We start from the raw sequence: 14,074 nt of genomic DNA, 5'->3' as shown, positions 1-14,074 counted from the left end.
CAGTTAGCGCCCCGCATCCATGTCACATTGCATATGGTCCCAGCCGGTGTAGCCTTTTACTTCAGGGACCTTATCGGGTTGGTCTCCCCAATTAGTCTGCAATGACTGTACGGTGTCCTTGAGGCCTTGCTTCGTCATATAAACCATTCCCCACGCCCAGCCACCTGTTCCTGCTTTAATATCACCCTGCACCCCATCTGGAAGCTCGTAATGAATACCCTTACCACCGGGCAATAGACGGGGGTCATCAAACGGCCTGGAGGACATATAAAGGCGGTGCTTTGTCTGCAGAAAGCCCTGGTCATTCACTACTGTGAAAGAAAGAATGTCATCATAGGGAGGTGCATTGTCTCCATTAGGTTCATTTTCGCCGGGCGAGAATGAGGACGGGTGCCAGGTTTTGCCATAATCCTTTGATACAATAGAGCCCGGTGAATGCCAGGTCGGAATCGCTATATAACGCTCTGACGGATGGACGTATTTTTTAGTAAAAATACGATAGAACTGACTGACCGCTTCTGAATGAATCCCCCGCTGCGTATCGGTGTACCAGAGCGCGCCTTCACAGTCCCAGCCCTTCAGTTCAAGATAACGATGGTCATCGAAACGGTAAATCACCTGTGTCGGCGGCTCTTTCGCCTGACAGCCTGAAGCCATCAGCAATATAGCCAAGACTGTTCCTGCTGCATTTATCATTTCCATTAACTTCCCTGTTTTGCTCAATAAGGGCGAATATCGAGTGCCGATATATGATTTTGTAAACCCAGTTCACGGTCACTTTTTGCTTTGGGCATATCCCATTGCAGATTTGCAACCTCCTGGTTACCTACTGCTAGATCGCGTGATAGCTTTACCGTAGTTGCATTGTTAAATTCATTTACCACGCCAAAATTCCCTTTAGGTAAAATGTCATCAGGCCTGTTCATAAACCATTTTGTAGTTTCATCAGGCAGTATCCCTGAACGGTAATACTCCACTGCCTGCAAATTTGTATTCAGCGGATCTCTCCAGTCCGCACGGTGCAGCAGGTCTTCCCAGAATTTGCCTGCCTTATAATCAAAGGACCGGCACTGGCCGATGGCCAGGTCAAAAGCCATCGCATGGGACGGGGCATATTCACTCATCACGATTGACGAGTGCTGGCTGTAACTTACCGGGTCGGATTTCGCCCATTCCTTTTCCAGCTCTTCGCGCGGGCGAAGCCAGGTTAATGTCACGGTCGGAAAATCCTTTGAACCTGCCACCACGCCGTTAATCACCTGGACACCACGCTCATAGCTTTCCATTTTCAGCTCATCAGGCGTCAAGACATGGCCGGGATGCCAGCTTAGGCTTTGGTATCTGCTGACACCGTACGTGGCGCTTTGCGTCCGTTTGATGGCGTAGGCTTTTGCTGAGTAGGAGATATAGGCGTCCGTGCTGTCCGGATCGATGGAGGCGGTATACGGCTTATCTCTCGTTTTTGGATCGTCGCCTTTATAATTATTTGCCCCTTGCAATGTGAATATAAACTTCACCGGTAGCTCTTCACCGTTCACCATCACGTCATGCGCGGTGTAAGAGGCGTTACCGACTGAACTGTAATCCGCATCACCCGTTCTCACAGGCGGCAGGCTAAACGGTTTCCCGTCCGGCATCGTTCCCACCTCTCCATGTTGATAAAATACCCGCTGATACAGGTTTGGAATATGGCTGGCAATATCTTCAGGAATACCGCGCCAGCCGAACCCCTGTATGTTCTTGAGGGAGACGGTGCCGTCATTCGGACAAAAATAGTTATAGACCCGGCCGTTATTATCGCGTCTGTATCTTGTATCCGTCCTTAACGGGTTGTCGGACGGTTTACGCAGCGTGCAGGCCGCTTCCATTGCCAGAATATCGGCTTCTGTTATCTCACCGCCTTTGTAATGCGTCGCCATTAGTGCGCAAAAGTTCTTAAACGTCTGCACCCGCGCATCGGATGTCTGATGATGACCCGGTTGAATATCTTCAGCCAGCCGACTTTCGAGCGAGTAAGGGGAGTGATTTAGAATGACGCAGTTAACCGGTTCATATCCCGCCTGCTTTACCAGCATGTTTGCCAGCATGGTGATAATTGTCCCCTGACTGTGGGCCACGATATTGATAACGTCGTTTCGTGTTTCCAGCGGCTGACGTATTTGAATAATCAAATCCGCCAGGCGCTGTGCTGCGAAGAACTGGTAGATGCGGTGCGGGTTAGGAAAGATAGGGTGCGTGAAATCTCCACCATTCGCATGCAACGTTATAATCCCTGCTGCGGACGTTGCGAATCCCCCCGCGCCTGGCCCCAGCATATCCGGAATATTGGTTGTCGCATTCGCAAAGGTGCCGCCGCCCTTGGCATAGTTCACATCAAGCGCGTTACCAAAATTGTCGTTCTGGTATTTAAACGCCCCCTGGCCGTCATTACCCAAATCCGCTTTTTTCTTCGCATCATCCTCCTGGTAAGCGTCGAACGGCAGATGTGCCTCCGCCTTGAGCTTGCTGACTTCATTGCGATAGCGCTGCTGATCTGCGCGGTATTCTTCATGCGTTACAGGCTTATAGCCCCAGTAAAACGGGATAACAGGCGAGCGGCCCGGCGCCGCGATTTTCTTTTGCGCCTCTTCATTGTGCGTCATGATGAAGTGATTCCATTCATGCGCGTACATATCTGTCCGGTTAAGCCGTTTATTTAACCCGGCGATAATGCCTTTCTCCTGATTCTGATAAGCTTCACCCACATCGTTTACCCCATGAACCAGAATCACGATCCCCGGCATCGGACGAGGAATGCCTACCCTGCATGTCTGCGCCGTCAGGCTTAATGATTTGGGGACGGGGATATCGTTCTCAGAGACCACGCGCGGGCAATAAGGGCTTTTCTTCTCATCAGCCATCAGAGTACCTCCAGTTTGTACGAATCAAGGTCGGCCGCATCCAGCAGCGGGGAACAGCCATTGCTGTCGGTCACGCCTTCAATCATTTGGCCCGCCGAGCTTTTAAGGCGGAACGCGCGATTAGCGAGGATCTGCTCCGGGTCGTCAGACGCATGCAGCTGATAGCGCTGTGCAAACGCGCCCTGGTTAAACGCAGGCGGTTGCGTTTGCACGCTTTCCGCCCCTTTATAGGCAAAATTCGGCGCTTTAATGTCCACGCTGGTTGGCGAGAAAATTTCAACCAGCCCGCTAGGACTAATACGGATGCCACCACCACCGCATACCAGCTGTATTCCCTGCTTCGCACTGCCGTTAATTTTGCCGGCCGTGCTCGTGACGGTGAAATCATCCTGAGAAAGCATGTGCAGGGCTCCGCGCTGCGCCTCCGTTTTGATATCACCGGCACTGGCAATCAGCTGTATGCCAAGTTTGCGGGCGAACAGAGAGAGCCTTTCCCCTACGGCCAGCGAGAACTTTTTCACCACGTTTACGCTGCCGTTGCGGCCAGCGGTTGCAATCAGATCCTGATCTGCCGAAAGCTGCAGGCTTTGCGGCGTGATGTGGGCCTGTCCTTCTCCGGCATAGGTCAGCAGGCCCGCGCCTGTAAGCTTATTCAGCGTCTTAAGCAGGGCATTTTGCCGTTCGGTATCCACCTCATCGGCACCGGCCGTCATTGCGCACTGCTGCAGCGTTATGGCCAGCGAGAGTGCTTTTTCGAGCTGCGCGATGGCCGCCGTCATATCCAGCTGTTGTCCCTGGGCGCGCGGTTGCGCTTCAGTGCTGATCATTACGCCTTTTGCCGCTCGCAGCGCCATCCAGTCATCTGTTCGCGCTTCAAGACCTTCCCCGCGCGGCTTTCCTTCCGCATCGACAAGATGGCCCACGCTGAGCTGTCCCTTTCCGCGCTCTGTTGAAATCTTGATATGTTCCTGGCCCCTCCTGTCTTCCAGACGGATTTTATTCAGGCCAGCAGTACGGATGATGTTGCGGGTATCATTGCGGTTTGTGACTAAATCAGTGTGCGCGCCGTTATGCATGGCATGGGCGATGAACGGGCGATCCGGATCGCCGCCCTCAAACGCAATGGCGACCTCCGTGCCTTCGAGCAGTGGAAAATGAAAACCGTAAACATCTCCGGCGTACGGTCTGGCAAGGCGCACCAGCGCACTTTCAAAGCCTGCACGTTTCTCATCGAGGTCAAAATCGAACTTCACCCGGTAGCGTCCGGCGGCATCAATCCCCGCATAGATTTTATTGCTGCTTATCGCCATTACCCGTGCGGGGACGGTACCTGCGATTTGTGGTCGGGGAATAAATTCTGGCCGGAAACTATACTCGTGCCGGCAAGGGATGCCTGACAGCAGTGCTTGATAATGCTCTGCGCGACTGCCGGTTATCGTCATTGACGTAACGAGAAAACCTTTCTTAAAGCCATCAGGGATTTGACCGGTTATGTCGAACTTTATGCCCGGCTGCAGTTCCGCTGCGCTGGTTGTGGCACCGAGTACACATTGGGTATTTAGCAGGCGCTCATAGCGCAAACGTGCATAGAACGTAGCGGTTTCACTTTCTTCTCCATAAAAATCCCCGCCCTGCAGAAAATGATCTGAATGGTGGTATTCGCTACCTGTCGTAATGCCACCGGGAATGTTGTTACTGACAATAGTTTTATCCGCCTGCGGTGAAAGAGTATCGCGGTAGTTATAGGACCTCACCATTATATTTTCGGGTATTAACGCGTGTCGTTCTTCCAGTTCTGTCACGTACTCATCATGACTGGTCATCCCGGAGCGACGAACAAAGGGGAATTTCTTCTCGCTAATGATATAGCGGCTGGCAGAGTCACCAAAAATAACGACCGTTTCCGTCGGCGTGGTGCTGTGATTTTCAAGACGGAACCATATTCCAACTTCGGCCAACAGGCGGCGAATAAACTCCAGGTCGGTCTCTTTCCACTGAATAATCATTTCCCTGCGTGGATAGGTACATCTGAGGCTGTCGAAATCAATATTGAAGCCTTCAAAATAACGGCTCTCTTTCATCAACTGCGTGACGACCTCCGGCACGGTGACATCGGTGTACACTGCCGAACGGAAGTTTCTGTTCAGTAACGCAAGCTCATGTTCAAGCACGCATTCATAGAGCGCTTCATCTGAAGATGACTTAACGCGGGAAAACGCAGTAATTGTTCCATTAATCTGGCGCACTGGGAGCCAGGATGACTGACCATGCCATGACGCCTCAGGGTTAGGGGCGCGAAGAAGAAATTCCGCCTTCTGATTCAAAATGGCGTCAGGTGAAATATTTGCATTGGGGCTGGTAAATCGGATGGTATAGCGATAGGGCTGGCTGAGTGCTTCTTCGCCTGTAAAGGAATGTACGTCATTTAACGCGTTAGAGTTACGTGGGAAAAAAAGTAAATAGCGATTTAGCGTGTCGTTTTGCTGAAAGTTTCCTGGGCGCACTGCTATGATAATATCCCTTGCAAGAGCAGTAGAATCATAAAATAATACTCTCTTAGCAAACAAACGTAAGGGTTGAAACCATTTTGATGTGTTTATTTTTTCTTGGTGTATTTATTTTTCGTATAATTAAAAGGTATTAATTCATAAACGAAATGTGATTTAAAATAATAATGAAAAAGCTCGATTTATTATTGGTCAGGATCGTCGGTTGCCAAACCAGTTTATATGCGCTCTGACTTTTCATTCAGAGCGACATTCTGCTATGACATTAAAGAAGGGGCTTTCATTGCTTTTGAAAAAAATGACGGAGGACTTTTTAGTCACTTTTAGTGAAGGGGAGGACATCAGATTGCCCTGATGCCCAACAGTGAAGACGCGGTAGCTTTACCACTCAGCAGTTCTTCTGTACTTCCATCCCACAAAATACGTCCTTCGGCAACCACCACCGATCTCGGCGCAATCCGTGCGGCATCTTCGATACTGTGCGAAACCATCAGCATCGTAAGCTGCTGGCGCTGGCAGACGTCCTGCACCAGGGCGAGCATCTCCTGGCGCAGCGCGGGATCGAGCGCCGAGAACGGCTCATCCAGCAGCAGCAGCGGCTGCTCGCGCACCAGACAACGCGCCAGCGCCACGCGCTGACGCTGGCCGCCGGAGAGCTCGCCCGGCAGCCTGTCGATGAATTCAGCGATCCCCATCTGTGCGGCAATCACTTCAAGTTTTTCGCGTTGGGCATCGTTCAGCCTGAGCCCCGGATGCATTCCCAGCGCGATGTTTTGCCGCACCGTCAGATGGGTAAACAGGTTGTTTTCCTGAAACAGCATCGACACAGGGCGTTTAGCCGGAGGGGCGTCGGTGAAATCACGATTATCGATGGCTATCGACCCGCTGGCAGGTTGCAGAAAACCGGCGATCAAATTGAGCAAGGTGCTTTTCCCGGCACCGCTTGGGCCAAGCACCGCAATCCGCTCGCCCTGCTGAACGGAGAGCGTAAAGCGCATCGGCAGATGCTGATAGAGCCAGGTTACATCAGTCAGTTTTAACATCACGCCCCGGGAGTTTTTCGATAACGGTAAATAAGGCAAAGCACAGCAGCAGCAGTAACAGCGCGGTAACCGCGCCGTCCTGACTGCGGTAAGAGCCGATTTGCTGATAAAGCCAGTACGGCAGCGTGCGGAAATCGTCATTACCGAACAGCGCCACGACCCCAAAGTCTCCAATGGAGAGCACGCAGGCAAACGCCAGCGCCTGAGCAAGCGGACGTTTTAGCGCGCGCACTTCCACAACCTTCAGCCGCTGCCAGCCCTGCATGCCCAGCGACTGACACAGCAAACCGTAGCGGCTGTTGACGTCGCGCATCGGGTTTTCCAGCACCTTAAGCGCGTAGGGGATGGCCATTAAGGCGTTAGTGAAAATCACAATGCCATCGGCCCTTTCCGGCAGGCCGAGGGTGCAGTTGAACAGTAAAAAGAAGCCCGTTGCCAGCACGATACCCGGCATCGCCAGTATCAGCATGCCCGTCAGTTCCAGCATTTGTCCGGCTTTTTGCGCCTGGCGGGCGTAGAGCTCACGGCTGCTCCACAGCAGCATCATGGTCAGGAGGACGCACAGTAATCCGGCAGCCAGCGCGATACGCAGCGAGGTCCAGGTGGCCTGCCAGAGAACGGGCTGTTGCAGGACTGCCATGAGATTGAGGTTCAGTCCGTCAACAATAACGGCCATCAGCGGCGGCAGCAGTAGCAGAAGCGCCAGCGCGATCAGGATAAAATCGCTGACGCGGCTGTGCAGGCTATCCTGCGGATCGCGCCAGCCGGTTATTTGATGACTACCTGCGGGAATGGCTTTACTCAGCCGCTGGCTCAACAGCACCAGCGCAAGACAGCACGCCATCTGCACCATCGCCAGCAGCGCGGCGCGACCGGGATCGTAGTCGTAACTCAGCGCCTGGTAAATCGCCAGCTCAATGGTGGTGGCCTGCGGCCCGCCGCCGAGTGACAGCACGGTGGCAAAGCTGGCAAAGCAGAGCATGAAGATTAACGCCGCCACGGGCGGGAGCTGGCGGCGCAGCCACGGCCATTCGACAAAGCGGAAGAACGACACGCCGCGCATGCCGAGCTGGGCGGCAATCTGACGCTGTTCGCCGGGAATATTTTCCAGCGCCTGCAAAAAGAGGCGCGTTGCCATCGGCATATTGAAAAATACGTGCGCCAGCAGAATGCCCTGCAGTCCGTAAGGCGAGAATGACCATTCCAGACCAAGCTGACCGAACAGTGAAGACAGCCAGCCCTGGCGACCGTAAACGCTCAGAATACCAAATACCGCCACCAGCACGGGCAGGATCAGCGTCATGGCGCACAGGCGCAGCAGGGCCTGCCTGCCGGGAAATCGCCGTCGATACAGAGCGCGTGCCAGAAAAATAGCCGGGATCACCGACAGCAGGGCAGAAAGAGACGCCTGCCAGAAGGAGAACCGGATAACGTGCCAGAGGTAGCTGTCGTGCCAGAGGGCGAGCAGGTCGCTCCCTGGCGCGTTAAACCACAATGCAAGAAAAGCCCCCAGGCTGACCGCTACCATCACGGCGGCGGCGAGCAGCCCGGGAAGTAACCAGCCGGGAATCAACGGCTGACGGCGCGTTGCCATTCGCTTACCCATGCGGCACGCTGCGCGGCGACCTGCTGAGGCGTAAACTCCAGCGAGGTTTTCGGTTTGGTCAACTGCTCGAAACCTGCGGGCAGCGCAACGTTAGTAACCGGATACATCCAGTTGCCTGCGGGAATCGCGCTCTGGAACGCCGGTGAAACCATGAACTTCAGGAACTTCTCGGCCAGCTCCGGCTGTTTGCTGGCAGCGGTACGCGCGGCCACTTCCACCTGCAGATAGTGCCCTTCTGCAAAATCTGCGGCTGCATAGTTGTCTTTCTTCTCGGCGATAATGTGGTAGGCCGGGGAGGTGGTGTAGCTCAGCACCAGGTCGCTTTCGCCTTTGAGGAACAGGCCGTAGGCTTCGCTCCAGCCTTTGGTCACGGTGACGGTTTTGGCGGCCAGCTTCTGCCATGCTTCCGGTGCTTTATCCCCGTAGACCTTTTGCATCCATAGCAGCAGGCCCAGGCCCGGCGTGCTGGTACGCGGATCTTCGTAAATTACGCGCCACTTCTGATCGCTTTCGACCAGCTCTTTCAGGCTTTTTGGCGGGTTTTTCAGCTTATTTTTGTCGTAAACAAAAGCAAAGTAGCCGTAGTCGAACGGCACAAAGGTGTCGTTCTTCCAGCCGCCCGGCACGTTAACGGCATCTGCCGCGACGCCGCTTTTGGCAAACAGTTTGGTTTGCGAGGCGGCTTCCAGCAGGTTGTTATCCAGCCCGAGCACCACGTCGGCTTTACTGTTTTTTCCTTCCATGCGCAGGCGGTTGAGCAGCGACACGCCATCTTCAAGCGCCACGAACTTCAGCTCGCAGTTGCAGTCCGCTTCAAAGGTTTTTTTGACAACCGGGCCAGGGCCCCAGTCGGCAGAGAAGGAGTCGTAGGTGTAGACCGTCAGGACGGGTTTGGCAAAAGCAGGCAGCGCGAACAGCGCCAGCAGGGGGAGAACTTTTTTTAACACTTTGCACCTCAGGGTTGAGTGGCAAAGGATTTTGAGCGACAGCCTCAAATCCCTTCGCCGGCGTTATCCGGATCAGGTTCGACGGGTATTATCTCAGCGCACATCTGTGATGCAGCACCCCGTTGAGAACGGCGCTATTGTAATGATTTGGTGAATATTACGAAAGCGTTATGGCTCCGGGGGCGCAAACCAGGCGGATTTAAAATCAAACCAGCCCAGGGTGTTCATCCGCAGGCCGCGCATGCTGCGCTGGCCCTGAATCATCAGCCAGTGGTGGATCAGCGGGACGATCGCCTGCTCGGCCAGCAGCTGCTGGCACCAAACGGCAAGGTTCATCTCGCCCGATCGCCATAGGGCGGCGTCCTGCTGCCAGTCCCGATCGATGCAGTGCTGGATCAGCGGGACTTCATACAGGTGTGAAAATAATGAAAAATCGAGCGGCAGGGTAAAATTAGCGCTGTTGAGCCAGATATCGCTGGCGATCTCTCCCTGATGCCATTCGTCATAGTCCACTTCTCTTACCTCTAACTTGACCCCCTCTGCTGCCAGCAGGCGGGTCATGATCCTCGCGATAAAACGATGCTCCACGTGCTCGCGGTAGTAGGTCAGGGTGATGGACTCCAGCCCTGCGGGTTTGTCGCAGTGCGACGGCCGGGCGTGGTGCCAGCGCGGAAGCAGGCCGTAGGCCGGAAACCAGTATGTCTGGTACTGCTCTTCCGCATGGTAGATCAGATTGGAAGGGGACAGCACGTGGCTGATCCACTTGCGGACGCCCTGGTTTGCCCCGCGGTGGGTGCGGCGGTCAAACAGGAGATAGTAGCATCCCTCCTCCAGGCGGCTCTCCACGGCCTTTTCTCCGGTGGTGGGGCCTTCAAGCGTCAGACCGCAGCTCAGGTCTTCATTGAGATCAGGCAATACCCACACGTTCACTTCGTCGATCAGCGCCCGATAGCCAAAGTAGTCATCGAACGCGCGGATTTTCAGCTGGTTGCTGTTATTGCGGGACACGGAGTAGGGCCCGGTGCCAATCGGCAGGCTGGCAAAATTGTTCAATGATTCCCACTCGCCGGGCAAAATCATCGACGGCACATAGCCCAGCAGCCAGGGAAGCCACTTGTCCTGCTGCGACAGCTCAATGTCCAGCGTCCAGGCCGTGGGGGAGTGGATGCGCGAAATATGTGAGTAGAGCGGCAGCCTGCGGGCGCGTTCCAGAGAGGCGATGACGTCGTGCATTTCCAGCTCGCGGCCGTGGTGAAAGTGGATGCCGGGGCGTAAGAAGAAGCGCCAGTGGCGCGGGGAAAGCTGCTGCCAGTGGTGCGCGATATCCGCCTCCAGTTCCCCGTTTTCCTCATTTATGCGCGTCAGCCCGCTGAAGATTTGTCGGGCCATGTGGGTTTCAGAGCGGCGTAACGCCGTGCCGGGCAACAGATTTTTCATCGGACGGTAGTAGAGCACCCGCAGAATGTGCCGGCCCTGACGAAAGCTGCGTCCGAGATGGGAGACCAGCATCTGGCGCACGGCGGCCTTGTCGCCCACCAGCTGGACCAGCTGATCGATGCGGTCCTGTTCGAGCAGATCTTCTGCGCGCTGCTGCTGCAACGCCAGTCCGGTATACAGGAAGGTCAGTCGCGAGCGTTTGCCGCGTCCCGCTTCCGCTTCCCAGCTTAACCACCCCTGCTGCTGCATGGTGTTGAGAAGCGTGCGCATATGACGGCGGGAACAGCTAAGCAGGTCCGCCAGCTCGTTGAGCGTGGTCTCCTGCGATTGCCCCTCGCAGCACTGCCAGAGGCGGATAAACTGTTGTTGCAGACGACCGGAAGGCATAAAAGGGGAACTCCTGACAAAAAACCAGCAATTTATTTATCCCTATATTAGGCCAATAATTCTCCTCGATGAAGCGAGGAGGTAAATTATGAAGAGGTCTACCGCACGTCAGTTTTATCAGCAGTACTTTTCAGCGACAAAAGGATCGTCCTGGCTGGCCCGCCGGTGTGCAGAGCAACGGCTGAAAACGTTAGAAGAATTGATGCAGTGGGACGTTACGACACCGACCTCTTCCCGCTAACTCGCCTCGATCATGTGTGACTGAGTATTGGTGCTTATCACCCGCCAGCAAAATGTTTTTGCTGGCTTTTTTCGTTTACTATTCACCCAATTTCGATTCGCTTTCACAAGGACTTGCGCATGCTGTGGTTGATGACGATGGGGCGACGCCTGAACGGCGTGTATGCCGCTTTTATGCTGGTGGCCTTTATGATGGGCGTGGCGGGGGCGCTTCAGGCGCCGACGCTGAGCCTGTTTCTCAGCCGCGAGGTAGGGGCGCAGCCGTTTTGGGTCGGCCTGTTTTATACCGTCAACGCCATTGCCGGGATCCTGGTCAGCCTCGCGCTGGCGAAACGATCGGACAGTCAGGGCGATCGCCGCAGGCTAATCCTCTTTTGCTGCGCCATGGCCGTGGGCAACGCGCTGCTCTTTGCCTTCAATCGTCATTATCTGACGCTCATTACCTGCGGCGTGCTGCTGGCGTCGCTGGCGAACACCGCTATGCCGCAGCTGTTCGCCCTGGCCCGTGAATATGCGGATAACTCCGCGCGGGAAGTAGTGATGTTCAGCTCGGTGATGCGTGCCCAGCTCTCGCTGGCGTGGGTCATTGGTCCGCCGCTGGCCTTTATGCTGGCGTTGAACTATGGCTTTACCGCCATGTTCTCCATTGCGGCAGGGATTTTTGTCATCAGCCTGGCGCTGATAGCCTTCGCACTGCCGTCCGTGGCGCGCGTCGAACAGACAACGGATAAACCGCTCACCCAGGTGAGCGGCTGGCAGGACAAGAACGTCCGCATGTTGTTTATTGCCTCGACGCTGATGTGGACCTGCAACACCATGTACATTATTGATATGCCGCTGTGGATCAGCAGCGATCTGGGCTTACCGGACAAGCTCGCGGGGATCTTGATGGGAACCGCTGCCGGGCTGGAAATTCCGGCGATGATTCTGGCGGGCTATTACGTTAAGCGCTTTGGAAAGCGTCGGATGATGATCGTCGCCGTGGCGGCCGGGGTACTGTTCTACGCGGGGTTGATCCTTTTCCATTCGCGTGAAGCGTTGCTGGCGCTGCAGCTGTTTAACGCCGTGTTTATAGGAATTGTTGCCGGGATCGGCATGCTCTGGTTCCAGGATCTGATGCCCGGCCGTGCAGGCTCGGCAACGACGCTTTTTACCAACAGTATTTCAACCGGCGTGATCCTGGCGGGCGTGATTCAGGGGGCGCTAGCGCAAAGCTATGGCCATGCGTCGGTCTACTGGATGATTGCGGCGCTATCCGTCGTGACGCTCCTGCTGACCTGCCGCGTAAAAGACGTGTGATCGGATGAATGAAACGGAGCCCGGGAGCGCCGGGCTCTGCGAAGCGTTTTATTCGGAATACTGATATTTACGCTGCGCGCGTAGCGTCAGGTACATATGAACGAGTCCCATGAAGCCGTGTGCCCAGAAATATGTCTCAATAAAAACTGTCAGGAATTTATGCAAATCTAAGACGGATTCCGTGACGGACGAAACCGGCCCAAGCGTGGCGTTCAGCACGAACCAGGCCGCGCCGCAGAGTGCAACGCCCAGCAGCGCCAGCACACCCAGACCTTGCACCGTTGCCGCCATACCGCCAGCATGCGCGTCAGGTAACTGACGCTGCGCGAGGGTGCGAATATCTTCAACGATTCCACGAAAATCCAGCGCCAGCCAGGCGAAGTAATACTTAAATCCGCGCTGGGTTAACATCCATGCCATCATGGCAATACCACAAAAAATTAAACCAAACCCTGAGATAACATGGATCCAGGTGACAATTCCGTTCAGTCCGGATTCGTGGAGGGCTTCGCTTTCGGTGAAATTAGAATTGATAATTTGGGCCAGCACCAGTATGGCTACAAGAATGTGCAGTACGCGAAGAAAAGGCGTTTCTTTATGGGGAAGCGTATTACGTAGCGTTGGGTTCATCGCTTTTACCTCAATAATGAGAGAGCTGATGCGATGCAGTGTGACGCAGATTAATTAACGAAACCTTAACGATGAGTAGCGTCACACTGTATTTATGCGTTCCGATTAGTGGACAGGATCAATATGCGTCATCACGTTCAGCACATTGAATTTTTGCATCACGTTGTTTCTGGCATTGACGGCAATCTGATGCCCTTCTTTTACGCTTAATTCGCCGTTCACTTCCAGATGGACATCGACAAGGGCTAAATCGCCCATCTTGCGGGTTTTTAAATCATGGAGTCCGGTGACGCCTTCGGTTGAGAGAAGACACGTTTTGATATCGTGCTCCAGTTCGGGTTCAAGCGAACGGTCCATCAGATCGTGCAGGGCATCGGCAGAGAATTTGTAACCCATATGGGCGATGAACACTCCGACAATCAGGGCCGCAATCAGGTCCATAGCGTGAAAGCCCACTAAATTCCCGGCAATACCGATGGCGACAACCACTGACGACGCTGCGTCAGAACGGGCATGCCAGGCATTGGCTATCAGCAGCGAGGACTGTACACGTTTTCCCGTGGAAAACATGTATCTGAACAAACTTTCCTTCACCACCAGCGCCAGTATCGCCACCCACAAAGCGGCCCCTTTCACCACCTGATGCGTCTCGGGATTAAGCAGTTTATTGCCAGCGGACCAGAGCATCCCGATCCCCACGAGCAGCAGAATAGCGCCAATAATGAGCTTTGCACCGTTTTCGAAACGCAGATGACCGTAATGATGATCGATATCAGAGGCTTTCTGACTCTTTTTATTCGCAATCAGAACGACCAAGTCAGAAGATAAATCGGAAAGAGAATGAATCCCATCAGCAATTAATCCCTGTGAGCCGGAGAATATTCCTGCAACTATCTGAAAACAGGTGAGTATGATATTTATTATCACGCTTACTAATGTGCATTTATGTATTTCCCGAGAACGGATATGAGACTCATTGCCATTTTTCTTTTTCATGATAATTTCCGCTACCAACTGATTGAGCGATTATTCTGCGCAGAGAACATTAAATTGACGTTAAATATAATGTCATTATTGG

The 14,074-nt window shown here is 54.1% G+C and carries 11 protein-coding genes and 1 riboswitch; of the genes, 2 read left to right on the top strand and 9 right to left on the bottom strand.

Going from position 1 to position 14,074, the window contains the following annotated elements:
• Positions 1–3: 3 nt before the first annotated feature.
• The 7 genes from AC4IBF_RS18125 to sgrR form a co-directional block, all read right to left on the bottom strand.
• On the bottom strand, positions 4–702 hold the full coding sequence (locus AC4IBF_RS18125) for a T6SS immunity protein Tli3 family protein (RefSeq protein ID WP_491462999.1): 699 nt from the start codon (positions 700–702) through the stop codon (positions 4–6).
• Between the two features lie 17 nt (positions 703–719).
• Positions 720–2,900, bottom strand: a complete 2,181-nt coding sequence (locus tag AC4IBF_RS18120; protein ID WP_288461264.1) for a T6SS effector phospholipase Tle3 domain-containing protein — start codon at positions 2,898–2,900, stop codon at positions 720–722.
• On the bottom strand, positions 2,900–5,410 hold the full coding sequence (locus AC4IBF_RS18115) for a type VI secretion system Vgr family protein (RefSeq protein ID WP_491463326.1): 2,511 nt from the start codon (positions 5,408–5,410) through the stop codon (positions 2,900–2,902). The genes AC4IBF_RS18120 and AC4IBF_RS18115 overlap by 1 nt, the downstream gene beginning before the upstream one ends.
• Before the next feature lie 338 nt (positions 5,411–5,748).
• Positions 5,749–6,450, bottom strand: a complete 702-nt coding sequence (gene thiQ / locus AC4IBF_RS18110; RefSeq protein WP_133293768.1) for a thiamine ABC transporter ATP-binding protein ThiQ — start codon at positions 6,448–6,450, stop codon at positions 5,749–5,751.
• On the bottom strand, positions 6,434–8,044 hold the full coding sequence (gene thiP / locus AC4IBF_RS18105) for a thiamine/thiamine pyrophosphate ABC transporter permease ThiP (protein ID WP_491462998.1): 1,611 nt from the start codon (positions 8,042–8,044) through the stop codon (positions 6,434–6,436). Before thiP ends, thiQ begins: the two co-directional genes overlap by 17 nt.
• On the bottom strand, positions 8,020–9,003 hold the full coding sequence (gene thiB, locus AC4IBF_RS18100; protein WP_288461256.1) for a thiamine ABC transporter substrate binding subunit: 984 nt from the start codon (positions 9,001–9,003) through the stop codon (positions 8,020–8,022). The genes thiP and thiB overlap by 25 nt, the downstream gene beginning before the upstream one ends.
• 31 nt (positions 9,004–9,034) lie before the next feature.
• Positions 9,035–9,135, bottom strand: a riboswitch (TPP riboswitch).
• A 36-nt stretch (positions 9,136–9,171) separates the two neighbouring features.
• Complete coding sequence (sgrR, locus tag AC4IBF_RS18095) at positions 9,172–10,827, bottom strand: HTH-type transcriptional regulator SgrR (protein ID WP_111964052.1); 1,656 nt, start codon at positions 10,825–10,827, stop codon at positions 9,172–9,174.
• An 88-nt stretch (positions 10,828–10,915) separates the two neighbouring features.
• On the opposite strand from sgrR, the gene sgrT reads away from it, so the two are divergent.
• Entirely contained in the window at positions 10,916–11,068 is a 153-nt protein-coding gene (sgrT, locus tag AC4IBF_RS18090) for a glucose uptake inhibitor SgrT (protein WP_023334488.1), read from the top strand.
• A gap of 119 nt (positions 11,069–11,187) precedes the next feature.
• On the top strand, positions 11,188–12,366 hold the full coding sequence (locus AC4IBF_RS18085) for a sugar efflux transporter (RefSeq protein WP_491462997.1): 1,179 nt from the start codon (positions 11,188–11,190) through the stop codon (positions 12,364–12,366).
• Between the two features lie 48 nt (positions 12,367–12,414).
• Here the strand turns inward: AC4IBF_RS18085 and AC4IBF_RS18080 are convergent, their stop codons facing one another.
• Both AC4IBF_RS18080 and AC4IBF_RS18075 read right to left on the bottom strand, forming a co-directional pair.
• Positions 12,415–12,996 carry a cytochrome b/b6 domain-containing protein gene (locus AC4IBF_RS18080; protein ID WP_133293772.1) on the bottom strand — a complete coding sequence of 194 codons (582 nt, stop codon included), beginning with the start codon at positions 12,994–12,996 and terminating at the stop codon, positions 12,415–12,417.
• A gap of 105 nt (positions 12,997–13,101) precedes the next feature.
• Positions 13,102–13,992 carry a cation diffusion facilitator family transporter gene (locus AC4IBF_RS18075; protein ID WP_491462996.1) on the bottom strand — a complete coding sequence of 297 codons (891 nt, stop codon included), beginning with the start codon at positions 13,990–13,992 and terminating at the stop codon, positions 13,102–13,104.
• Positions 13,993–14,074 lie beyond the last annotated feature (82 nt).

It is taken from the genome of Enterobacter sp. Taxon_8, assembly GCF_058354585.1.
This window is presented reverse-complemented; position numbering and strand designations above follow the sequence as displayed.

What these genes read in the sequence shown, in the direction of transcription:
- AC4IBF_RS18125 (WP_491462999.1), bottom strand. Translation starts at nt 702, where the DNA reads ATGGAAATGATAAATGCAGCAGGAACAGTCTTGGCTATATTGCTGATG.
- AC4IBF_RS18120 (WP_288461264.1), bottom strand. Translation starts at nt 2,900, where the DNA reads ATGGCTGATGAGAAGAAAAGCCCTTATTGCCCGCGCGTGGTCTCTGAG.
- thiQ (WP_133293768.1), bottom strand. Translation starts at nt 6,450, where the DNA reads ATGTTAAAACTGACTGATGTAACCTGGCTCTATCAGCATCTGCCGATG.
- thiP (WP_491462998.1), bottom strand. Translation starts at nt 8,044, where the DNA reads ATGGCAACGCGCCGTCAGCCGTTGATTCCCGGCTGGTTACTTCCCGGG.
- sgrR (WP_111964052.1), bottom strand. Translation starts at nt 10,827, where the DNA reads ATGCCTTCCGGTCGTCTGCAACAACAGTTTATCCGCCTCTGGCAGTGC.
- sgrT (WP_023334488.1), top strand. Translation starts at nt 10,916, where the DNA reads ATGAAGAGGTCTACCGCACGTCAGTTTTATCAGCAGTACTTTTCAGCG.
- AC4IBF_RS18085 (WP_491462997.1), top strand. Translation starts at nt 11,188, where the DNA reads ATGCTGTGGTTGATGACGATGGGGCGACGCCTGAACGGCGTGTATGCC.
- AC4IBF_RS18080 (WP_133293772.1), bottom strand. Translation starts at nt 12,996, where the DNA reads ATGAACCCAACGCTACGTAATACGCTTCCCCATAAAGAAACGCCTTTT.
- AC4IBF_RS18075 (WP_491462996.1), bottom strand. Translation starts at nt 13,992, where the DNA reads ATGAAAAAGAAAAATGGCAATGAGTCTCATATCCGTTCTCGGGAAATA.